General features: G+C 63.6%; 18 protein-coding genes. 5 read left to right on the top strand and 13 right to left on the bottom strand.

Annotated features, from left to right (window positions below; genetic code table 11):
• Positions 1–99: 99 nt before the first annotated feature.
• Genes PWM43_RS01100 through PWM43_RS01120 form a run of 5 tightly spaced genes read left to right on the top strand, consistent with a single transcriptional unit; the run spans position 100 to position 5,385 of the window.
• Entirely contained in the window at positions 100–558 is a 459-nt protein-coding gene (locus PWM43_RS01100; protein WP_289840724.1) for a flagellar basal body-associated FliL family protein, read from the top strand.
• Positions 555–1,628 (top strand): FliM/FliN family flagellar motor switch protein, encoded by a 1,074-nt coding sequence (locus tag PWM43_RS01105; RefSeq protein WP_289840725.1) that lies wholly within the window; start codon positions 555–557, stop codon positions 1,626–1,628. The genes PWM43_RS01100 and PWM43_RS01105 overlap by 4 nt, the downstream gene beginning before the upstream one ends.
• Positions 1,621–2,082, top strand: a complete 462-nt coding sequence (locus tag PWM43_RS01110; protein ID WP_289840726.1) for a DUF6468 domain-containing protein — start codon at positions 1,621–1,623, stop codon at positions 2,080–2,082. The genes PWM43_RS01105 and PWM43_RS01110 overlap by 8 nt, the downstream gene beginning before the upstream one ends.
• Before the next feature lie 2 nt (positions 2,083–2,084).
• Entirely contained in the window at positions 2,085–2,834 is a 750-nt protein-coding gene (locus PWM43_RS01115; protein WP_289840727.1) for a MotE family protein, read from the top strand.
• A gap of 13 nt (positions 2,835–2,847) precedes the next feature.
• On the top strand, positions 2,848–5,385 hold the full coding sequence (locus PWM43_RS01120; protein WP_289840728.1) for a tetratricopeptide repeat protein: 2,538 nt from the start codon (positions 2,848–2,850) through the stop codon (positions 5,383–5,385).
• On the opposite strand, the gene PWM43_RS01125 is transcribed toward PWM43_RS01120, so the two are convergent.
• The 13 genes from PWM43_RS01125 to PWM43_RS01185 all read right to left on the bottom strand — a co-directional run bounded on the left by PWM43_RS01125 (position 5,363) and on the right by PWM43_RS01185 (position 21,659).
• Positions 5,363–5,959 carry an isochorismatase family protein gene (locus PWM43_RS01125; RefSeq protein WP_289840729.1) on the bottom strand — a complete coding sequence of 199 codons (597 nt, stop codon included), beginning with the start codon at positions 5,957–5,959 and terminating at the stop codon, positions 5,363–5,365. The two genes, PWM43_RS01120 and PWM43_RS01125, sit on opposite strands and share 23 nt — an antisense overlap.
• Before the next feature lie 67 nt (positions 5,960–6,026).
• Positions 6,027–8,093 carry an NAD-dependent DNA ligase LigA gene (gene ligA / locus PWM43_RS01130; RefSeq protein WP_289840730.1) on the bottom strand — a complete coding sequence of 689 codons (2,067 nt, stop codon included), beginning with the start codon at positions 8,091–8,093 and terminating at the stop codon, positions 6,027–6,029.
• On the bottom strand, positions 8,090–9,826 hold the full coding sequence (gene recN, locus PWM43_RS01135) for a DNA repair protein RecN (protein ID WP_289840731.1): 1,737 nt from the start codon (positions 9,824–9,826) through the stop codon (positions 8,090–8,092). Before recN ends, ligA begins: the two co-directional genes overlap by 4 nt.
• 96 nt (positions 9,827–9,922) lie before the next feature.
• The gene (locus PWM43_RS01140) at positions 9,923–10,780 is read right to left on the bottom strand and encodes an outer membrane protein assembly factor BamD (RefSeq protein ID WP_289841144.1); all 858 of its coding nucleotides are present in this window, start codon (positions 10,778–10,780) and stop codon (positions 9,923–9,925) included.
• A 104-nt stretch (positions 10,781–10,884) separates the two neighbouring features.
• Entirely contained in the window at positions 10,885–11,895 is a 1,011-nt protein-coding gene (gene lpxC, locus PWM43_RS01145) for a UDP-3-O-acyl-N-acetylglucosamine deacetylase (RefSeq protein WP_289840732.1), read from the bottom strand.
• A 149-nt stretch (positions 11,896–12,044) separates the two neighbouring features.
• Positions 12,045–13,502 carry a cell division protein FtsZ gene (gene ftsZ, locus PWM43_RS01150; RefSeq protein WP_289840733.1) on the bottom strand — a complete coding sequence of 486 codons (1,458 nt, stop codon included), beginning with the start codon at positions 13,500–13,502 and terminating at the stop codon, positions 12,045–12,047.
• Positions 13,503–13,603: 101 nt separating this feature from the next.
• Positions 13,604–15,001, bottom strand: coding sequence for a cell division protein FtsA (ftsA, locus tag PWM43_RS01155; protein ID WP_289840734.1), 1,398 nt, complete (start codon positions 14,999–15,001; stop codon positions 13,604–13,606).
• Positions 14,998–16,017, bottom strand: a complete 1,020-nt coding sequence (locus PWM43_RS01160; protein ID WP_289840735.1) for a cell division protein FtsQ/DivIB — start codon at positions 16,015–16,017, stop codon at positions 14,998–15,000. The genes ftsA and PWM43_RS01160 overlap by 4 nt, the downstream gene beginning before the upstream one ends.
• Positions 16,017–16,949, bottom strand: coding sequence for a D-alanine--D-alanine ligase (locus PWM43_RS01165; RefSeq protein ID WP_289840736.1), 933 nt, complete (start codon positions 16,947–16,949; stop codon positions 16,017–16,019). The genes PWM43_RS01160 and PWM43_RS01165 overlap by 1 nt, the downstream gene beginning before the upstream one ends.
• A complete protein-coding gene (gene murB / locus PWM43_RS01170) occupies positions 16,946–17,851 on the bottom strand; it encodes a UDP-N-acetylmuramate dehydrogenase (RefSeq protein WP_289841145.1) in 906 nt (301 codons plus the stop codon). The genes PWM43_RS01165 and murB overlap by 4 nt, the downstream gene beginning before the upstream one ends.
• Before the next feature lie 5 nt (positions 17,852–17,856).
• Positions 17,857–19,293: a UDP-N-acetylmuramate--L-alanine ligase gene (murC, locus tag PWM43_RS01175; RefSeq protein WP_289840737.1), complete on the bottom strand. Its 1,437-nt coding sequence runs from the start codon at positions 19,291–19,293 to the stop codon at positions 17,857–17,859.
• Positions 19,294–19,305: 12 nt separating this feature from the next.
• Entirely contained in the window at positions 19,306–20,466 is a 1,161-nt protein-coding gene (gene murG, locus PWM43_RS01180) for an undecaprenyldiphospho-muramoylpentapeptide beta-N-acetylglucosaminyltransferase (protein ID WP_394356004.1), read from the bottom strand.
• On the bottom strand, positions 20,463–21,659 hold the full coding sequence (locus PWM43_RS01185; protein WP_289840738.1) for an FtsW/RodA/SpoVE family cell cycle protein: 1,197 nt from the start codon (positions 21,657–21,659) through the stop codon (positions 20,463–20,465). The genes murG and PWM43_RS01185 overlap by 4 nt, the downstream gene beginning before the upstream one ends.
• Between the last annotated feature and the right edge of the window lie 4 nt (positions 21,660–21,663).

The following is a 21,663-nucleotide window of genomic DNA, read 5'->3' on the forward strand; positions in this document are numbered from 1 at the left end:
TTAAGGTATTTAGGAAGCCTTCGGGCGCTTTTTATCAACCTATCGTTAACTACCACTGAGTCATCTTCACCGGACTGTGACACAATCAGGCGGTAGTTCATGCAAGCAGCGGCAGTCAAAGAGGAGGCAGGCGGTTCCGGGCGCAAGAAAATGCTGCTGACGGCTATCGCCGTTCTTCTGGCGATAGCCATAGGAGGTGGTGCGTATGTCTGGAAAGCGAAGCATCATGGCGCGCCGAAAGTCGTAGCGGTCGCCTCGCCCTATAACCTGCCGATTCCTCCCATGATGGCCACGCTCGACGGCGACAGCGGGCATGCGTCCTATGTGCGCGTGACGGCGCAACTGCAACTCGCCTCGGAGCAGGACGCGGATGCCGTGCGTCGTCGTCTTCCGCAGGTTGAGGATCTCTTCCAGACCTATCTGCATGATACCCGACCGGACGAGCTTGCGGGCAGCGGAATTTATCGTCTGCGTGAAGCGCTGTTCGCCCAGATCAGTAACGTGCTCGCGCCCATTCCAGTTCGCGACCTCTTTTTTACGGAGCTTCTCGTTCAATGAGTTCCGCTGTCAGTGATATCGCTCCGGCATCGGCGCGCCGCTCTCCACCGCTTCCTTTTCGTACGGTCGTCGACGCCGCCGTGACGGCGGAACAGAACGCTACGGCGACGCGGCCTCAACGGAAGGGCATCGAGCTTCTGATCGGCACCTCGCACGTCTCGTACGAGCGGTTGCCCATGCTCGAGATTGTCTGCGATCGCATGATGCGACTCATGACGACGACGCTCCGCAACATGATGAACGACAATGTGGATGTGTCTCTCGAGTCACTCTCGTCGGAGCGTTTCGGAGATATTCTGCGCGGCGAGCCCGGTCACGCGATTTTCGCCGTGTTCAAGGCCGAAGAGTGGGAGAATTACGGGGTCGTCATCCTGAGTTCGTCACTGGTCTACATGTTTGTGGATGCGCTGCTCGGCGGCGGATGTCGGGACACCGACAGCGGTGGGGCGCCCCCGGTCTGGCCGGATCGGCCCCATACGACGATTGAGCGTAATCTGATGGAGCCGCTCGTCCGGGCCGTTCTTGCCGATCTGTCGCATGCGTTTGGTCCGCTCTGCGCGGTGACATTGCGCTTTGACCGGCTTGAGTTGAACTCACGTTTCGTGGCCATTTCCCGTGAAACCAATGGCGCTGTCGCGGCACGTTTTCTTGTTTCGATTGGCAACGGTCGGGGAGAAATGACGGTCGTTCTCCCTCATGCGACGCTTGAGCCGGTACGCGATGTACTGTTGCAGCAGTTCATGGGAGAGAAGTTCGGTCACGATCAGACCTGGGAACAGCATCTGGCGCAGGAGTTGTGGCAGACGGAACTTGAGCTTGACTGTGTGATTGACGAACAGATGATGAGTCTGTCGGACATCCTCAAGTTGAAACCGGGTCAGAAGCTCGTGCTTCAGCATCGTGAAGGTGCCTTCGCCCAGTTGCGTTGTGGCGGCACGACGATGTTCTCCGGCCGTATCGGACAATATAAGGGGCGCGTTGCCTTCAAGATTGAAGGGCCGCCTGTCACCAGCGCACCTTCCGGCGATCTCGACGCCGAAATCGAACAGATGGGTGAAGAAAATGGCTGACATTCAGCTAGGAATTGAAGCGACCCTCTCACTTCTTTTGATTCTGTCGATCTTTTACAGCCTGCATCTCGGGCGCGCGCTGACATCCCTTCGTCGGGATAAGGACGAGCTAGGTCGGCTGATCCAGAGTCTTGATCGAAGCAGCGGCGATGCCCGTAGCGGCATCGAGCATTTGCGACAGACAACCGAGGTCTCTGCCCGTCAGTTGGGCAAGACCGTGGATCAGGGCAAACTGTTGCGTGCGGAACTGGTTGAGCTGTGCAAACTGGGAGAAGATCTCGCGACCCGTCTCGAAGGACGCTCTGTCTACCAGCGCCCCTCGCTTGTTTCAGATGGTGACGATAACACGCCGTTGATGACCGAGGTTGCGCCTCCCGAGCCGACGCGAAGCGTCGGTGTCAAGAGCGATGCTGAGCGGGAACTCCTCCGTGCATTGCGTTTGCAGAGAGCCTGAAAATGGGTCGCACGATAAGTCTTCGTCCTACACTCTCGCGGATCGTGCCGGTTGCAACCGCGTGCATGCTTCTGTTGCTCGGGCTGAATGTTTACGACATTGCCCAGAATCTGCTGGGGATCGCTCAGGGAGATCCGTCGGACGATCTGCTGATTGCGCAAGCGCGTGCTGTTCCTCAAAGCGGAAGTGGCCCGGCTTCGGCTAAAGTCAGCGCCGGCGGAACGGGGGAGGCGTCGTCGAGCCAGGCGCCAGTCGTCAAGCCCGCCGGTTTCGTGGCTAATCGATGCGACGGCGATAAGGCTTGCGCTGGTCAGCCCGTCCCGGTCGCCATTTCGGCCGATCAATCCGCGCTGATCAAGGATATTCAGACCCAGGCTCAGAAAGTCGAACGGGAAACGCGCGAACTGGCTGAACGAAAGCAACTTCTCGAAGCGGCCTCCATTGCGCTTGACCGCAAGCTTTCCAGCCTGACAGTTGATTCCAGTGCAGGAAGCGCGAAACGTACGGCGTCTCTGTCGGATGACGACATGGGGCGTTTGACCGCAATTTATGGCGCGATGAAGCCGGCGGATGCCGCGGCTATTTTCGATATTCTGGATCTGCATGTCTGCGTCATGCTGTTGCAACATATGACGCCGAGGCGTGCGTCCGCGATCATGGAAGCAATGTCACCTCAACGCGCGATTCTGGCGACGCAGATGCTTGCCGGTCGTCAGCCGATTTTGATTCCGGTCAGTCACAATGGAGGCTAAGCGAAGCGATATCATGCGCTGGCGTTCTATCTTTCTGTTGGCTTCAGCGGCTGGCGTGGTCCCGACTGTCGGCAGAGCGGATGAAGCGACCCGACACTGGACTGTGACGCCTGTGGCGCGTCTTGTCGTTCAGTCTCTCGGTCAGGACGGAATGCCCGTGCCTCGTCTGCCTTCCGGCTGGGGATTTATCGGTAATCCGAACATATATTTTAGTCCGAAATCCACGCCGTCCTCGGGCGGGGAAGTCCAGGCGCCGGTTCCTGGAACGCCGGGCCAAGCAGCTGATTTCGGAAATTCGTTGAAAGACGGGGTGCCGTCTGCTGACTTGACCCCATTGATCACGTCTGTCGACAGGCACAGCCTCTGGATTCCGGTCGCGCAGGACGTTGCCGTCGCAGGCTATCAGAATAACGGTCGAGCGACCATCGTGCTTGGCGGCAAGCAGAGTTTGCCCGACTCCCCGTCGGATGTGGCCAACGATATTACCTGGCGCAGTTTCACACGGGGAAACGCGACCGTTATCGAGGTCTCCGGGCTGGTTGACGCGCATGTCACGCTAGTGCCTCAGGAGCGCGGCGGTCAGGCGGGATGGATGATCAGTGATGACGTGTCCGTCCTCCCATCCGAGAACTTCGTCACGCTGAGTCAGAAGGGCGCGACCATCATCTTCTCGCCCGGCAATGCCATGGAGCAGAAGACGGCGCGCACGATGGAGTTCTCCGACCCCCAGTCGGGGAGGCGCCTCCTGCTCGGCCTTGTAAGCGGCGCCGACTGGCGTGTTCCCCAGCCTATGCGCGGGCCGGGTTATGATATCCGCCGAACATTGGCCGGTGTGGTGGTAGCGGCTGACTCCGACGCCCTCGAGTTGAGAAATGTCGCAAACGGTTTCGCGCTTGATGCGGTGGGTGAGGAAACCGTTCCCGTACAGTTGCCCCATTCCCGCACTCTCAGCGTCTCTCCAGGCCTTTTGCTGAGTGCGGCCGAGCCGGACATATTGCGCGAAAACTTCAGGAGAGCCTGGACGGCGGCCGCGCTTGCCGAACCTGCCCAACGGTTTTCCGCTCGAATTCAGGCATCAAGGGCCGCGTTGGCGCTTGGCGACGCAAAGAACGCCAAAGCCATCATGGATGTGGCCTTGCAGGACGATCCTCAAGGAGTCGATCGAGAGGGCGTATGGCCGCTTCAGCGTGCGATTGGCGTCCTGCATGGGCACCTTCCGGATATGGCAGCGAGCGCGGACAATAATACCCCGGAAGACCAGCTCTGGAGAGGGCTGGCCCTCACCGTCCAGCAGCAGCCGCCTTTCGACGATGACGGGCAGCGTGCTCATACGGCCGAACTGCTCGTCGCGGGTCTGTCGACGCTTGAGCATTACCCGGCGCCACTCCGTGCCGCCCTGAAGGGACCGGCGACCGAGTGGATCGCGCGATATGGCAAGGATCTGGCGCCAGATGTATTTGCGGGCCTTCCGGATGATGGCGACAGGCGGCTTGCGTCGGCTCTCGACCTGTCACGGAGGGATGGTGCCGATGCTCTCCCTGCCCTGGAAGCCGTCAGTCACGATGTGGATCTCGTGCGGGCAGCCAAGGCACGGGAAGCGTTCCTTCTCTATGCGCACAAGAAAGACCCGGATCCCCTCAAACTCGCAAAAGCACTCGATATTCTGCGGCCTTCCAGTCGTATCGCGGGCCGCGAACCGCAGGTGTTGATTGAGCAGATCCATGCCTACATGGATGCGGGACGCTGGACACTGGCCGAGCAGTCTCTGGCGGATCTGGCGCGTGTCAGTTCGGTCTGGAAGGACGAAGCGGAACGGGTCCGGCAGGATCTTCTCACCCGCATGCAGTCCGCGCGTCAGAATGTTCAGAAATTGACACCGGAAGATGCTTCGGACCTTTTCGTGGCTTTCAGACAGGCGGCGGATAGCGCCGGGCATGGATCCGAAGAGGCGAGCACTCTTTTGCAGGCCCTGGCCGACTCTTATGGCGCTTTGGGTCTCAGGGATCGGGAAGTGGCCACATTACATGATCTTCTACCCCAGATTTCCGATCCGACGCGCAAGCAGACGGTTGTCGATCATCTCGCTGCGCTGCTTCTGGCGTCCGGCAAGCCACAGGACGCTGCGGCATTTCTGAAAGACCAGCCTGCTGACGATCAACTGACCCCCGATCGGCGTGTGTTGCAGGCTCGTATCGAGTTTGCGGCGGGCAAGGACGATGCAGCGCTCGCACGGCTTGCGGGAGTCGAGACGGATGCGGCCTATGATTTGCGAGCGCGCATCGCGGAAAGCAGGCAGGACTGGCCAGGCGCCGTGGCGGCGCTCCAGAAGATCAGCACCTATGCGCTTGCGCCGATCGGTCCGTTGGCTCCCGAGCAGCAGGTTTATATGGCGCGTCTCTGCGGAGACGCGGTCAGGGCCGGAAATGTCGAGGTGGTCGCGCGGGTTCAGCGCGATGCGAGTGGTCGCATCACAGATCCCGAATTGAAGAAGATCATGTCCTATCTCACGGTTTCCGCCCCGCAATCATCTACGGCATTGTCACGTCGGTAAGTGAGCTGGTGTGGAGAATTTCCACACCAGCCTTTTGAAGAGAAGTCTGCGTCGCCTCCCAAATGCGGTGGACCGGGCGGCACGCATCCATGACAACGATCGCTTCGAATCCTGCACGGCGGGCATCAAGAGCGGTGGCCGCGACGCAGAAATCCAGCGCCAATCCGGCGATGAAGACCCGTCTCACGTCCAGTCCCCCTAAAAGAGCCGCGAGGCCTGTCGTCATCCCACCATCGTCGCAAAACGCCGAATAGGAGTCGTGGGCGGGACTGGTGCCTTTGCGCACGATATGACGGATGCGTGTCTGATCCAGAGTCTGGGCCAACTCCACGCCAGGCGTGCCGCGCACGCAGTGCGAAGGCCATGGACCGCCCATGGCGTCGAATGAAATGTGTTCGGGCGGGTGCCAATCCTGCGAGGCGATCACGCACCGGAAAGGTAGACCTGAAAGTCTGTTGATGGGCGCAATGACATGATCGCCGTTGGGAACGCCCAAGGCGCCTCCGGGCAGAAAGTCGTTCTGAACGTCAATGATCAGAAGGGCATCATGAATGGCGGACGTCATGACGGTCATGGGCGGTCTCCTGGCCGTGTTTTCGTCTTCAGGACGCAGTCAGGAGGAGGCGCTTCCGGATTGCCGGTCAGGAGAGACCCGCCAGTTCACGCCACTCGTTCTCGTCCAGCGTTTCGATACCGAGCTCAGTGGCTTTGCGCGCCTTTGAGCCCGCTTTATCCCCGGTAATGACCAGATCCGTCTTGCGCGACACACTGTCGGACACCTGCGCACCCAGACGCTCGGCAATGGCTTTGGCTTCCGGTCGGCTCATCGTGGTCAATGTGCCGGTGAAAACGAGGGTTTTGCCGGAAAGCCGCCCGGCCTTCGGGGAGGCTTCGGGTTCAATCGTCAGCTGGGCCGCCAGATCATGCAGGGTATCAATGTTATGAGGTTCACGGAAGAAAGCCACGAACTCATCGGCGATCACGGAACCAATTCCCATGATGCTGCCCAGGGCAAGTCTCTCATCGGACCCGATGATCGCGGCCTTGGACATGTCGGCGCACAGATTCTCGAACGTCCTGTAGTGGCGAGCGAGCAGTTGCGCGTTACGTTCGCCGATGCGGCGAATTCCCAGAGCGTAAATGAAACGTCCAAATGGGATCGTACGTCGTTGTTCAATGGCGCTGAGCAGGTTGCGGGTGGACACGCTGCCCCAGCCTTCGCGTGCTTCAATGACGGAAGCATGGTCCTGAAGGCGGAATATGTCTCCCGGTTTCAGGATGAAGCCCGCGTCATGGAATTCGCGGATGCTCTTGTCGCCCAGCCCTTCGATATCGAAAGCGGTTCTGGATACAAAATGAATCAGTCGTTCCACCACCTGTGCTTCACAGGTCAGCCCTCCCGTGCAGCGTCGCACGGCCTCGCCGGGAGGACGTTCGGCGATCGCGCCGCAGACGGGGCAGTGATCGGGAAACACAAAAGCCGGACCGCGTGGCTCTCCATCATCGACGCGCCCGAGGATCTGAGGGATGACGTCACCGGCGCGCTGGAGCCGGACCCTGTCTCCCGGACGGACATCCTTGCGCGCGATTTCGTCCTCGTTGTGCAGGGTCGCGCGCGCGACGAGCACGCCCCCGACATTGACCGGATCGAGATGCGCGGTCGGGGTCAGGGCGCCTGTGCGCCCCACCTGGATTTCGATGGAGAGGAGCCGCGTCACGGCCTGCTCGGCCGGGAATTTCCACGCGACGGCCCAGCGCGGCGCGCGACCGGCGAAGCCAAGACGTTCCTGTAGCGCCACGTCGTCGATTTTCAGGACGACGCCATCGATATCGTAAGGCAGCGACGCACGGATCAGGCCAAGGTTCTCGACGTAAGCGGGAATGTCGCGGGCATGTGCGATGGGTTGGGAATGCGGATTGACGTTGAAACCCCAGCTTCGCAGCGTTGCCAGATAAGCGGAGTGGGTGGAGGCGACGCGCGTGCTTGCGTAGCCCTGCGCGTAGGCGAACAGGGAAAGCGGGCGGCTGCGTGTGACGGCCGGATCGAGCTGGCGAAGGGAACCGGCGGCTGCGTTGCGAGGGTTCGCGAAGATTTTCTGCCCCTGTGCTTCGGCTTCAGCGTTGATTTTCAGGAAGTCGGCCTTAGAGAGAAAGACTTCGCCGCGAATCTCGATCAGGTCCGGGGCATCGTCCGGGAGGTGTTCCGGGATGTCGCGCAGGTTGCGCAGGTTGGCGGTGACGTTTTCGCCCTCGAACCCGTCTCCTCTCGTCGTTCCGCACACCAGCCGACGGTGTTCGTAAGTCAGGCTAATCGACAAACCGTCGATTTTGGGTTCTGCAACGAAGGAAAGCGCATTCAGCTGCGTTTCATCGAGGCCCAGAAAGCGGCTGGCGCGGGCCAGAAACTGCGTGAATTCATCCGCGTCGAAAACGTTGTCCAGAGACAGCATCGGCACACGGTGCTTGTGCTTGCCGAACGCGGCGTCAGGCGCCGCACCGACACGCGCGCTCAGGCTGGCAGGGCTCCCGAGTTCAGGATGCGCCGCCTCCAGAGCGAGCAGGGCCCGACGCGCGGCGTCATATTCCGCATCGGTAGCTTCCGGGGCATCATGGCCGTGATAGGCCTCGTCCCAGCGCGCGATCTGGGCGTCAAGGCGTGCATGTTCCCGGGCGGCTTCCGGGGGGGCTTTAGGAGCGGCAGATGTCATGAGGATCCCAGGAGGCTGTCGGCAGCGGCACGGGCGGCGTCGGTGACGACATCGCCAGCCAGCATGCGTGCGATTTCCTCGCGCCTTGCTTCAGCCGACAGGATGGTGGCGGATGTCTCCGTGCGTTCATGGCGCACGGATTTGGCGATGCGCAGATGATGTTCCCCACGCGCCGCGACCTGGGGGCTATGGGTGACTACAAGCACCTGGACGTCGCGCGCCACCTGAAACAGCCGGTCGCCGATGGAGGATGCCGTCGCGCCGCCGACGCCTGAATCCACTTCGTCGAAAACCAGTGTCTGCACGGCGGAGCGCCCGGCAAGCACCACCTTGAGGGCGAGCATGAGGCGGGAGAGTTCGCCACCGGACGCGACCTTGGCGAGTGGTCCCGGCGGCTGACCCGGATTGGCGGCGATCAGGAAACACGCCTGCTCCCGGCCGCGGATGTTCCATGCTTCGGGTTCGAGCGGGATCAGGGAAACGATGAAGCGTGCCCGTTCGAGTTTGACCGGACGCAATTCCGCCATCACGCTGGCTTCGAGTTTGCGGGCCGCTTTTCCGCGCGCTTCGCTGAGTTTGACGGCTTCAGCTTCGAAGAGGAGGCGTGTCTCCCGTTCCTGCGCGGCGAGGGACGCGATCTGCGCGTTACCGCTGTCGAGGGCGGCGAGGCGTTTCTGGAACGACGCCAGAAGATGCGGAAGGTCAGTGACGGCGACACCGTGCTTGCGTGCGGCGGCGCGCAGGGCGAACAACCGCTCTTCCGTTTCCTCCAGAAGACGGGGATCGGATTCCGTATCCGAGGCCAGCCGGGACAGCATGTTCTCGGCTTCCGCAAGCGCTTCTTCCGCCTTCTCCAGCGCCATCAGCGCTTCCTGCGCACGTTCCTGCTGGCCGGAAGACGGCGCGTTGGAAGATGGCGCGTTGGCCGTGGCTTCGTGAGGCGTGGGCAGCAGACGGCCCAGCGCACGACTGGCCGAGCGCAGGGCCGCCGCGGGGGTCGCCGTGCGACGATCGCGCGGCGTCAGTTCGGACAGGGCTGCCGCCACGGCCTCGCTCCGGCGCTCATCCTGTTGCAGACTGACGCGGATGGCGGCGAGCGTCTCTTCCTCGTCTTCCTGAGGGGCGAGGCTTGCGAGATCCTCGGAGGACTGACGAAGCCAGTCTTCTTCGCGGGCCGCGGCTTCCATCTCGGCACGCGCCGTCGCCAGCGCGGCGGTCGCCGAGATCCAGGCGCGATAGGTGCGCGCCGTCGCCTCGCGTAGCTGGGGAGTGACCCCGAAGGCGTCCAGAAGATCCAGATGGGTGCTCTGGTCGGCCAGTCCCATCTGTTCGTGCTGGCCTTGGATTTCCACCAGGAGGGCGGCCACGCGCCGCAGGAGCCCCACGCCGATCGGCTGGTCGTTCAGATAGGCCCGCGATCGACCGTCCGCCGTCACGGTGCGTCGCAGAAGCAGCGGCTCGCTCGGATCTTCCAGCCTTATGCCCTGCTCGCTGAGCAAGTGGTGTACAGGGTGATCGGACGGGACCTCGAAGCTGGCCGAGACGGCCGCCTGACCGGCGTCAGCGCGCACCAGACCGGCTGTGGCCCGTTCGCCGAGCGTCAGGCCAAGACTATCGAGGAGAATGGATTTGCCAGCGCCTGTTTCGCCGGTCAGGACGGTCAGGCCTGGCTGAAATGCGAGATCGAGCTTTTCGATCAGCACAACGTCCCGGATCGAGAGATGCGTCAGCATGACGTCAGAACCCTGTCACGTTCGGAAATGCCCATCGGGCGAGGCGGCCTGTCGGCCCGCGCATGCGTGCGGGCCGGGAAGCGGAAACCCGGAAAATCAGAAAATACTATGCCACATGCGTCCGAAGAAGCCGGGCTCGGTTCCGGCTTTTTTGCCTGGCTTCGGCGTATCGTTGGACGCGAGATGGTATTCTTTCAGGTTCGTATAGGCATACCGGTACCACTTGCTGTCAGGGTAATTATAACCGAGGATGGAAGCCGTGCGGCGGGCCTCATCGCCCAGACCCAGTGAGAGATACACTTCCACCAGACGCTCAAGCGCTTCGGGCACGTGGTTGGTGGTCTGGAAATCCTGCACGACGCGCTGATAGCGGTTCATGGAGGCTTCATAGTTGCGCTGCTGCTGATAGTAGCGACCCACCAGCATTTCCTTGCCGGCGAGATGATCGCGGCACAGATCGATCTTCAGGCGAGCGTCGCGGGCGTAATCCGTCTGCGGAAAGCGTGTGACGACCTCTTCAAGCGCATCCATCGCTTCGATGGTTCCCTGCTGGTCGCGCTGCACGTCGGCGATCTGTTCGTAGTAACAAAGGGCGCGCAGATAGAAGGCATAGGCCGCGTCAGGGCTTGTGGGATGAAGTTCAAGGTAGCGGTCGAGCTGCTGGACGGAGAGTGCGTATTCGCCCTGGAGATAGTAGGCATAGCCTTCCATCAGTTCGGCGTTGGCCGTGTATCCTGAATAGGGGTAATTCTGCTGGAGAAGTTCGAATTCACCACTGGCCAATACGTAGCGTTGCGAATGCAGAGCATCCACGCCGTAATTGTACAAGGATTCGGCGCTTGCCAGCTTGGGCGCCTCCATCTTGTCCTTGTTCGAAAAGTATGAGCACCCGCCGAGCACCAGAACGCTGCCAGCGATCATGACGCGGGATGCAGTACGCAGTGTTCCGGACATAAAAGATGTGCGTTCGATGGGGTGTGACATGCCAGCTCTTTCCATGGTGCTGCGTGTTATATCACGCGGCCCAGCGCGGAAAAGCCCATGCGTGAAGATTGCGTTCAGGCTGCGTTCAGGCGTGAGCGCGCGGGCGCCTCGCTGACCATACGCCAGTTGGCCGGGTTCGCGAAGACCGCGCGCAACAGGCGGTTATTGAGACAGTGCCCAGACTTGTGCCCCATGAAGCCCGCCTGAAGCGTGTGACCTGCGAGATAGAGATCTCCGACCGCGTCCATCAGCTTGTGGCGTACGAATTCGCCTTCGCGACGCAGCCCCGCCGGATTGATGATCGTCGCGCCGTCCACGACAATCGCATTGTCCAGAGAGCCGCCACGGGCAAGGCCCGCTTCCTGCAGATGCTGGATATCGCGGCGTTCGATGAAGGTACGGCAGTTGGCGACGTCCTGCCGGAAACGGGCTTCGCTCAGCGGCATCGCATAGCTCTGGCGGCCGATCGCCCTCGCTCCAAAATCGATCGACATGGCGAGAGCGAGTCCCCGGCGGGAAGGACGCAATTCCGCGAAAGCGCCGTTGTCGCCCTCGACGCGGACGCGCTCAAGTATTTCGATCCGCTCCCGGACCGCGTGTTGTTCCGTCGTGCCGGCGCACTGGATCAGGAAAACGAATTCCGCCGCCGAACCGTCGAGAATTGGAATTTCCGGACCATCGACATCGATCATCACATTGTCGATGCCGCAACCATGCAAGGCCGCCATGAGATGCTCGATCGTCGCGACGCGAACGTTCGGGGCTTCGGGGTTGGCGATGACCGTGCTCAGACGCGTATCGACGACATGGTCGTAAAGAGCGGGAATGGGAGTCGCGTTTTCGACGTCGGAGCGCCGAAAGATCACGCCGTGGTCTGCTGCTGCCGGGTGCAGCGTCAGGCGCACATCATTGCCGCTATGCAGACCAACACCCACGCACGAGATGGGATGAGCAAGTGTCCGCTGGCGCGCAGTCTGAGGCAGGAGCGAAGCCGACAGCGCCATCTCCATATCCGGCTGTAGGGGAAGGGTGGCCGCGCGCATCACAGGCGCGTCGCACCTATCGTACACAGCCGCACTTCGCATGGGAGAACTCCTCGGGGTGGAAACAGATGACGCGGTGGGGAAACCGCCCGTTCTCCTTAACCACTCCCGTCATCCCCTTGCCAGTCAATGTTTATTGCCGAGTATTACTCGTCAACGCCTTGAAAAAAATGACTTTTCCAAGGCGGAATTTACTGTTGGCGGCGCAGGAACGCCGGAATTTCCAGCGTGTTGTCTTCGTCCTGCGGCTGGGTGGGGGCCGCCTGGGGGGCGGCAGGTCGCATTTCCACCGGACCGGCCTCCGCCTGGGGAGGGGAAACAGGCTGCTGCGGCTGAGGCGCCGGACGGCCTCGAAGGGCTCCCGTCACAATTCCAAACAGGCTGCGGGGGGCAGGTTCGGCCTGACGCTGCGGTTCGGAGAACAGTCCCGACCGGGGCGATGGCGGACGGGCCGCCTGCTGGGGCAGCGCGTTCGGGGAAGGAGCCGGTGTATGAGTTGCAGGCGCGGCCTGGGATTCGACGGGCTGGTTGAGCGTCGACCGCGGTACGGCCGCGTAAGTGGAACCGGGCTGGAAGGGCGACGGTTGCTGGGCAGGCGTTTCAGCGGTCTGCCGCTGCGGGTCGACAGCGTCTTCCGCAGCGTGAACGGGGTCATGTGCTTCGTCGATGATCGGACGCACCGTATCGATGCCGGTCGCCACGACGGACACGCGAACCTTGCCGTTCAAGGCAGGATCGATCGCGGAGCCGAAGATGATGTTCGCATCGTCGGCGACTTCCTCACGCACGCGGTTCGTGGCCTGATCCACTTCGTACAGCGTGAGATCCTCGCCGCCGGTGATGTTGATCAGCAGGCCACGGGCACCCGCCATCGAGGTGTCTTCGAGGAGCGGGTTGGAAATCGCGGCATTCGCCGCTTCGAGGGCGCGGTCTTCGCCTTCGGCTTCGCCGGTGCCCATCATGGCCTTGCCCATTTCGGCCATGACGGTGCGGATATCCGCGAAGTCGAGATTGATGAGGCCAGGAGCCATCATGAGATCGGTCACGCCGCGCACGCCCATGTAAAGAACGTTATCGGCCATCTTGAACGCGTCTTTCCAGCTCGTGCGCTCATTGGCGAGGCGGAAAAGATTCTGGTTCGGGATGACGATCAGCGTGTCGACATATTGTTGCAGTTCCGCGATGCCCGCATCGGCGGAGCGGGCGCGACGCACGCCTTCGAACGAGAACGGCTTGGTGACGACGCCGACCGTGAGGATATTGCGATCGCGCGCCATCTTGGCGATGACGGGCGCGGCACCCGTTCCCGTGCCGCCGCCCATGCCCGCCGTGATGAAGACCATGTGTGCGCCTTCGATGTGGCGCGCGATTTCGTCGGCGGCCTCCTCGGCGGCGGCTTTGCCGATCTCAGGCTTGGCACCGGCACCCAGACCCTGCGTCAGGTGCGGACCGAGCTGAACGCGGCGGTCGGCGCGGGAGTGGGAAAGCTGCTGCGCGTCGGTATTCGCGACGACGAATTCCACGCCCTGCAACTGGAGGGCGATCATGTTGTCAACCGCGTTGGTTCCGCCGCCGCCAACGCCAACGACCGTAATGCGTGGCGAAAAATCAGAATGCTGGTGCTGCGGAAGTGTCAGGTTGAGCGTCATGAGCGTATCCGGTGGGTCATCGATCGGAGCAGTTCTTTAGTGTCATAATGAAATCACACGATGAAGGCCATAATAAGATCGTCTTTTTATGGCTTCTTCTTTTAAGCGCGATCGCGCAGAAAACCGACGAACCGTCGCAAAAGGCCGGCCGAACGCATCTCCGGCGTCGCCGCCCCTCGAAACGCGTAATCCGCTCCCGCCGCCCATGCGAGAAGTCCCGCCGCCGTGGAAAAACCGGCCGACGCGGCAGTGCCTTCGGGCAATCCCGTGATGTGCAGCGGTCGTCCGAGACGGACGGGGCGCTCAAGAATACGCGCCGCCATCGGGCCGATGCCTTCGAGCAGGGATGCGCCGCCAGTCAGCACGACGCGTCCGCGTCCCGCGCGGCCCAGACCCGCGCTGTCGAGCCTGTCACGGACCAGTTCCAGCGTTTCCTCGATGCGAGGACGGATGGCGGAAACCAGCTTGGCGCGCGAAACGCGCGCGATCGCGCTGGCATGATCGCCCGTCATCTGGATCGGCAGGCTTTCCGTTTCGTCCTCCGACGCCAGCTCCGCCGAGCCGTACACGGTCTTGAGGCGTTCCGCGTCGGCGATATTGGTCGACAGCATGCGCGCCAGATCGCGCGTGACATGCATGCCACCGACCGGAATATGCGCCGTGTGGAGCAGGAGACCTTCGCCGAAGACGGCGAGAGAGGTGGTCTCGCCGCCCATTTCGACGACGGTCGCGCCCAGTTCGCGTTCGTCATCTTCCAGAACCGCGAGACCGGATGCCAGCGGCGCGGAGACCAGGCCGCCGATCTTGAGTTCCGCGCGGCTGACCACGGAATCCAGCGTGCGCAGGGCCGTCGTGCCCGCGTCGATCATGTGCAGGCGCGCGGTCAGGTGATCGCAGAGATGGGCGCGGGGATCGATGATGCCGCCGGTGTCGTCGACGCTGTAGCCGATCGGGAAGGTATGGATGATCGAGCGACCTTCGGTGCGCGCGCGGTTCTGTCCTTCCGCGACGACGCGGGCGACGTCCCCATCGGTGATTTCACGGCCGCCGATGGGCATGCGGGCATTGAAGACGTGACTCTCGGGATGGCCGCAGGAGAGATTGACGATGACGTTGTCGAGACGCTTGTCCGCCGCGTCCTCGGCCTGCCCGACGGTGGCGCGGATGGCCTGTTCGGCCTCGTGGATGTCGATGACCGCGCCATTCCGGATTCCCCGCGAACGCCGCCAGCCATAGCCTAGCACGCGCAGCGACCCGTCGGCCTCGCCCTTGCCGATCAGGCAGGTCATTTTCGTCGAACCGATATCCAGAGCCCCGAACACGCCGCTTTTCCAGTGACGCGGCGTGGGAGCGGTGTCCGGCGGCGGCAGGGAGAGGATGTCTCCCTCGGACCGCTCACGCGCATGACGTTCGCCACCGATGGGGATCAGCGAGCGGCCGCGCCCGGCGCGACGTTTGCGTCGAGGGGAGTCCGGGGTGGTGACGACCAGGTCGTTCATGGGTTCGGTCCTTCCCTTTCTGAGGCCGGGTCTGAGGTCTTGCCCGGTTTCCGATCCCGGGCCGAGTGATCCCCCGGATCCGCGTGACCGGCGGCCGGGCCTTCCGTTGGCGCACCTTCCGTTGCCGCGTCTTTCGGCCTGTCGGCCGACCTGTCGGCGGCCGGTGGCGTCGCCGCAGGCTGCGCGGACGGATTTTCATGGATGATCAGCCGGTCGGGCAGGCGCATGTCGATCGATACGACCGGGCGTTCCAGCAGGCGATGGCTGGCCTGATAGGTCGCAAGCCGTGCAAGCGCGGCGGGTTCCTGTCCTTCGGGCAGCATCACCGTGGTTCCGTCGCGCAGGGACAGATTCCAGCGGCGTTGCCCGACGCGCACGGCGGCGATGACGAACGTCTTGACGGTCGGCTGCGCATCCAGCGCCTCGATCAGGGATCCGGCTGCGACGTTTGCGCCGTCGCCTACCACCAGCGGCAGTTTCACGAAGGCCTCCGCGTCCTTGCCTTTCATGCCCTGATCGGGAACGCGTTCGCCACGGGCATTGATCAGTTCGAACTGGCCATGCGTCTGCCAGACAGCCACGGGGCTGCGTTCGGTCAGGCGCACGATGATGGTATCGGGCAGATGGCGCTCGACGATGGCGTGGTCCACGAACGGCAGGGCGTCGATGCGTTTGCGGGCGGCCTCAACGGATATGCCGAACATCGGCGCGCCGACATGCGTGCCGAGCGCTTCCATGAGACTGTTTTCCGTCGTCAGATGGCGGCCGGAAATCGAAATCTCCCTTACGCGCAGAGGCATCAGCTCGATCAGTTTCGCACGGAGGGGGGCGAAGCGCGCCTCGGAGTCCGTATCGTGCAGGATGGCCGATACGCCGACTCCCAGCCCGACCAGCATCGCGAGAAAAACGATCAGGGGCAGCGTGCGCCTGTGACGCCGCCATAGGATCTTCCAGCGCGAGGGACGATCATTGGCGAAGCTTTCGCGCGGTCGTTGAGAGGTTCGCCGTCCGGTCATCAGCGCGAAAGCGCCTCCTGCACGATCCAGTCGCAAAGGGCGGGATAGCTGATGCCCTGATGCGCGGCCTGTTCCGGCAGGAGCGAGGTGGGCGTCATGCCGGGCTGGGTGTTGACTTCGAGGATGGTGAGACGACCCGGCCCGTCGCCGGAAGTGTCGTCGTAGCGGAAATCCGTGCGCGTCGCGCCCGTGCATCCCAGGGCGCGATGGGCGGCCTCCGCGAGGCGCAGCGCCTGCTCGAAGGCTTCGGGGTGGATGTCGGCGGGCAGTTGGTGAACGGAACCGCCCGCGACGTATTTGGCGTCGAAATCGTAAAAGCCGTCGGCGGCGTGTTTCGGGATGATGTCGGTCACGGTCAGGGCGCGACCGCCCATGACGGCGACGGTCAGTTCGCGGCCCGGCACGAATTCCTCGACCAGAGCCGTCGGCCCGTAGCGCCAGCCGGACGCGATTTCGACGCGACGATTGCTGCCCGTGCGCAGGATCTCGACGCCGACGGACGAGCCTTCCGCCAGCGGCTTGACGACATAGGGAAGTGGCAGCGGATCGCTCGCCGCCAGCGTCGGCATATCGACGACCATGCCGCGCGCCACCGGCAGGCCAGCCGCCTGGAGGACCTGTCGCGTGGCTTCCTTGTCCATGGCGACCGCCGAGGCACGGATGCCGCAATGGGTGTATTTCAGGCCGAGCCATTCCAGCACGCCCTGGATCGCGCCGTCCTCGCCCAGTCGTCCGTGGAGGGCGTTGAACACGAGGTCCGGGGCGGCGGCGCGCAGGGCCGCGATCGTCGGGACGAGATCTTCGCCCATATCGATCAGCGTGACATCGTAGCCGCCCTCGCGAAGCGCGGCTGCGATCGCGCGACCGCTGCTCAGGCTGACGGTGCGTTCGCTCGAAATGCCACCATGCAGAACGGCAACGTGAAGGCTCATGCGGGCTTCCCCAGACGTTTGATTTCCCAATGAAGATCGATGCCCGATCGCGCGCGGACGCGCTCGCGCACCAGATCGCCCAGCGCCTCGAGATCCGCGCTGGTGGCTCCGCCGAGATTGAGCAGAAAATTGCAGTGCTTCTCGCTGACCTGCGCCTCGCCGAGCCGCAGGCCGCGGCAACCGGCCTCGTCGATCAGCGTCCAGGCCTTGTGACCGTCAGGATTGCGGAAGGTCGATCCGCCGGTGCGCGCCCGGACCGGCTGGGCGGCCTCGCGCGCGGCCCTGATCTCGGCGATATGGGCGCGGATGGCGTCCGGATCGCCGCGACGGCCACGCAGGCACGCGCGCAGGACGATCGCGCCGGGCGGGAGGGCGGAGTGGCGATAGGCGAAGCCCAGAGCCGCGTTGTCGAGGCGCGTGACCTGGCCGTCACGCGTCATGATCTCGGCCCATTCCAGCACGGCGGCGGTGTCCGAGCCGTAGGCGCCCGCGTTCATGACCACGGCGCCGCCGATGGAGCCGGGAATGCCCGCGAGAAACGACAGGCCGTCGATCCCGGCGCTGGCGGCATGCTCCGCGACGGTCATGTCCAGCGCCGCCGCGCCCGCGACGATGGCGTCGCCTTCGACAGCGATCGAAGAAAAGCCGCGCGCAAGGCGAATGACCAGCCCTTCGATGCCACCATCGCGAATGATGACGTTCGAGCACGCCCCAAGCACCGTCACCGGCACGTCGGAGGGGACGATGCGCAGCGCCGTGGCGAGATCCCCGTCGTCCTCGGGCATGAACAGCGCTTCGGCGTTGCCGCCCGCGCGGAACCAGGCGCGCGGGCCGAGCGGCGCGTCGTGCAGCAGACGTCCGTGCGTGCCCGGAAGCGTCAGTCGTTCCCTGATGTCGGGCATGGCGTTCACGCGGCGACTTCTTTTCCCGCGGGTTTGCCATTGAGGGCAGCGAGCTGACCGGGGAGCGCCTGCGCCCAGTTGGTGATGGTGCCCGCCCCCAGACACACGACATAATCGCCTGATTTGGCCATGGCGTTGATCATTTCCGGGAGATGCTCCGGCGCGCTCAGCGGCACCACCGAACGATGGCCGCGCGCGCGCAGCCCTTCGATCAGGCTGTCACGGCTCACGCCTTCGATCGGGTTTTCGCCCGCCGCGTAGACATCCGCGACGATGACCGTGTCGGCGTCGTTCATGCAGGTGCAGAATTCGTTGAACAGCCCTTCGAGGCGCGAGTAGCGATGCGGCTGCACGACGGCGATGACGTGCTTCGCTCCGGCCTGGCGTGTCGCGCGCAGCACGGCGGCGATCTCGACGGGATGGTGGCCGTAATCGTCGATGACGGTGACGCCGCCATACTCGCCGGTGCGCGTGAAGCGACGTTTCACGCCGCGGAAGCCCGCGAGCGCCGAGCGGATGGTGCTGTCGTCGATATCCATTTCCATGGCCACGGCGATCGCCGCGAGCGCGTTGCAGACGTTATGATGGCCGAGCATCGGCAGGCGGAACGGTCCCGCACGGCGCGTGCTGTTGCGCGTGCGGTCGGTGACGACGACCTCGAAGGTCGCGCCGAGACGGTCCGTGATGACCTTCTCCGCGCGGATATCGGCCTGCGGGCTGAAGCCATAGGTGATGATGCGATGGTCCGAAAGACGGGGGATCATCTGCTGGACCGACGGGTGGTCGATGCACAGTACGGCGAAGCCGTAGAATGGAATGTTGGAGACGAACTGGTCGTAGGCGGCCTGCATGGCCTCTTCGGTGCCCCAGTGGTCGAGATGCTCGGGGTCCATGTTCGTCACCACGGCGATGACGGCGGGCAGACGCAGGAAGGAGCCATCGCTCTCATCGGCTTCGACCACCATCCATTCGCCGGAGCCCATGCGCGTATTGGTGCCGTAAGCCTCGATGATGCCGCCATTGATGACGGTGGGGTCGAGCTTGGCCTGTTCCAGCAGGCAGGCGACGAGGCTGGTCGTCGTCGTCTTGCCATGCGTGCCTCCGACCGCGACGGACCAGCGCAGGCGCATGAGTTCGGCCAGCATTTCCGCGCGCCGCACCACGGGGATGAGCTTCGCGCGCGCGGCAACGACCTCCGGGTTGTCGCGCCTGACGGCGGTGGACGTCACGACGACCTGCGCGCCGCCGAGATTGGCGGCGTCATGGCCGATATGGATCTCGATCCCCAGCTTGCGCAGACGCTGCACGTTGCTGCCTTCGCTGATATCCGAACCCTGGACCTTGTAGCCGAGCATGTGCAGCACCTCGGCGATGCCGGACATGCCGATCCCGCCGATTCCGACGAAGTGGATGGTGCCGATGTTGAGGGGAAGGGCGCGCATGATTCGGGCCTTTCAAGGCGTCAGGGGGGCGGATGCGGAGGCTGCGTAGACGGTCTGTGTGGATTCCACCAGATCAGCCAGCAAAATGGCGCTATTGGGGCGCGCGAGCGATCTTGCCGCGCGCGACGCCGCAAGCAGCCGGTCGGGATGGGGCAGCAGGTCTTCGAGCCGGGCGCGCAGGGCTTCGGGTGTGAAATCCTGCTGCCGGAACATCCAGGCCGCCCCGGCCTCGACGAGGCTGGCGGCATTCGCGCTCTGCTCGTCCGACGCTGCGATGGGCAGCGGCACCAGAATGGAGGGGCGTCCCGAGAGCGTCAGTTCGGCGACCGACGAGCCGCCCGCGCGACCGATGACGATATGGGCGTTCGAGAGCAGTTCGGGGACGTCGTCGAAGAACGGGGCCGTGCGGGCTTCGATCCCGGCGACATCATAGGCGGCGCGGACGCGTTCGAGGTCTTCGGCCCTGACCTGCTGGGTGACGTAAAGACGGTCACGCAGTGCCGGGGGCAGGCCCGCGAGCGCGGCGGGTGCGACGTCGGAGAAGATGCGCGCTCCGAGCGAGCCGCCCCAGACGAGAAGATTGAATGTGCCGATATCCGCCGGAGGGGTATCCGTCGGGGACACGTACGGCGCATCGAGCAGGGCCGCGATGGCGGGACGCACGGGCATGCCGGTCAGCGCCGTGCGCATCCCTGCCGGAATCTTCGCGACCGTCGGGTAGGAAGTCGCGACCGCGTCCGCGAAACGCGCCAGCAGGGCATTCGCCTGACCGAGCACCGCGTTGCCTTCATGGATGATAATCTTCGGGCGACGCCCCTTCACGAACCGCGCGCCCAGCAAGGGCGGAATCGACGGATAGCCGCCAAATCCCACCACGGCGTCGGCGTCGAGCGTGGCCAGGATGCGACGCGCTTCCAGCGTGCCTCTGGCCAGCGCCGCCAGTCCCTTGAGCTTGCGGACGAGCCCGCCGCCCGCGACGCCCGCGCCGTCCAGCACATATTGCGGCCGGTCGGCGAACACGCCCTGGTCTCGCCGGCCGTGTCGACGATCGGTCATGAGAACGAGGTCATGGCCGCGCCGGGCGAGTTCCGTCGCCAGGGCCTCGGCCGGGAAAAAGTGACCGCCGGTGCCACCGGCGGCGATGACGATTTTCATAGCGTGCCTGCCTGTCATGCGGTGCGCCGTGTCCGTGCGCCGCTCTGCCAGTCCTCCGCGTTCCCGAAGCCGCGAGAGATCGTGCCGGACGTGACGCGGTGGCGGGTCAGGGCCAGGACCATGCCCATCGTCAGCGCGACCGAAATGGCGGAGGAGCCGCCATAGGAAATGAAGGGAAGCGTCATGCCTTTCGTCGGGATCAGATGGAGGGTCGAACCCATGTTCACGAAAGCCTGCAATCCGAAACCGGTCACGAGCCCGGCGGCGGCGGCGATGGTGAACGGGTCGTCCTCGCGCATCAGCTTGAAGAGCGTGCGCACGACGATCGTCAGGAAGACGAGAATGATTCCCCCGCAGATCAGCAGGCCGTATTCCTCACCGGCTACGGCAAAAACGAAGTCCGCATGGGCGTCGGGCAGCAGGTCCTTCACGCGGCCCTCGCCGGGACCACGGCCCATGAGGCCGCCATTGCCGAAGGCCCGCAGGGCGGTGTCGATCTGATAGTGGTCGCCGACATTGGGGTGGAGAAAGCGTTCGACGCGCGAACGCACATGCGGAAACATCACGAAGGCGAGCATGAACAGCCCGACCATGCCGCCCACGCCCACGCCCACGAAAATCAGGGGCAGTCCGACGACGAAAAGCTGCGCCATGAAAACGCAGGTGATGACCGAAAGCATGCCGATATCCGGCTGGGATTTCAGTAGCACGAGAATGACGCCGAACAGCAGCCCGGCCACGCCCAGCCCGGTCAGCGAGACGATGCCGAAGACGCGGCGCCCGCGTGTCCGGGCCAGCAGCCAGGCGGTGACCACGGCGAAGAACGGCTTGAGGAATTCCGAAGGCTGGACGGACATCAGCGGCAGAGCGATCCAGCGTCGCGCGCCCTTGATCTCCACACCATGCACGAGCGTCATGACGGTCGCCAGAAGGGCGAGAACGCCGCCGATCGCGGCGAACCTGATGATGCTCTGCCGGGACAGCATCGACACGCCGGTCACGACAAGCCCAGCAAGGGAAAGGAACACCACCTGCTTGAGAATGAACATCTCGCGTGAAGCGCCGATACGCACAGCTACGGCGGGACTGGCGGCCAGCATCAGGATGTAGCCGAACGCGATGAGGATCAGCACGCAGCAGAGCGTCACGCGGTCGATATTGCGCCACCAGCGGGCAAAACGGGAGGCGTCGACGCGTGAAATCGCGGGCATCGTA

The sequence above is a fragment of the Brytella acorum genome (genome assembly GCF_029309905.1).
GTDB lineage: Bacteria > Pseudomonadota > Alphaproteobacteria > Acetobacterales > Acetobacteraceae > Brytella > Brytella acorum.

Excerpts from the sequence above, each read along its gene's own strand:
- PWM43_RS01100 (WP_289840724.1), top strand. The coding sequence starts at position 100 with ATGCAAGCAGCGGCAGTCAAAGAGGAGGCAGGCGGTTCCGGGCGCAAG.
- PWM43_RS01105 (WP_289840725.1), top strand. The coding sequence starts at position 555 with ATGAGTTCCGCTGTCAGTGATATCGCTCCGGCATCGGCGCGCCGCTCT.
- PWM43_RS01110 (WP_289840726.1), top strand. The coding sequence starts at position 1,621 with ATGGCTGACATTCAGCTAGGAATTGAAGCGACCCTCTCACTTCTTTTG.
- PWM43_RS01115 (WP_289840727.1), top strand. The coding sequence starts at position 2,085 with ATGGGTCGCACGATAAGTCTTCGTCCTACACTCTCGCGGATCGTGCCG.
- PWM43_RS01120 (WP_289840728.1), top strand. The coding sequence starts at position 2,848 with ATGCGCTGGCGTTCTATCTTTCTGTTGGCTTCAGCGGCTGGCGTGGTC.
- PWM43_RS01125 (WP_289840729.1), bottom strand. The coding sequence starts at position 5,959 with ATGACCGTCATGACGTCCGCCATTCATGATGCCCTTCTGATCATTGAC.
- ligA (WP_289840730.1), bottom strand. The coding sequence starts at position 8,093 with ATGACATCTGCCGCTCCTAAAGCCCCCCCGGAAGCCGCCCGGGAACAT.
- recN (WP_289840731.1), bottom strand. The coding sequence starts at position 9,826 with ATGCTGACGCATCTCTCGATCCGGGACGTTGTGCTGATCGAAAAGCTC.
- PWM43_RS01140 (WP_289841144.1), bottom strand. The coding sequence starts at position 10,780 with ATGTCCGGAACACTGCGTACTGCATCCCGCGTCATGATCGCTGGCAGC.
- lpxC (WP_289840732.1), bottom strand. The coding sequence starts at position 11,895 with ATGCGAAGTGCGGCTGTGTACGATAGGTGCGACGCGCCTGTGATGCGC.
- ftsZ (WP_289840733.1), bottom strand. The coding sequence starts at position 13,502 with ATGACGCTCAACCTGACACTTCCGCAGCACCAGCATTCTGATTTTTCG.
- ftsA (WP_289840734.1), bottom strand. The coding sequence starts at position 15,001 with ATGAACGACCTGGTCGTCACCACCCCGGACTCCCCTCGACGCAAACGT.
- PWM43_RS01160 (WP_289840735.1), bottom strand. The coding sequence starts at position 16,017 with ATGACCGGACGGCGAACCTCTCAACGACCGCGCGAAAGCTTCGCCAAT.
- PWM43_RS01165 (WP_289840736.1), bottom strand. The coding sequence starts at position 16,949 with ATGAGCCTTCACGTTGCCGTTCTGCATGGTGGCATTTCGAGCGAACGC.
- murB (WP_289841145.1), bottom strand. The coding sequence starts at position 17,851 with ATGCCCGACATCAGGGAACGACTGACGCTTCCGGGCACGCACGGACGT.
- murC (WP_289840737.1), bottom strand. The coding sequence starts at position 19,293 with ATGCGCGCCCTTCCCCTCAACATCGGCACCATCCACTTCGTCGGAATC.
- murG (WP_394356004.1), bottom strand. The coding sequence starts at position 20,466 with ATGACAGGCAGGCACGCTATGAAAATCGTCATCGCCGCCGGTGGCACC.
- PWM43_RS01185 (WP_289840738.1), bottom strand. The coding sequence starts at position 21,659 with ATGCCCGCGATTTCACGCGTCGACGCCTCCCGTTTTGCCCGCTGGTGG.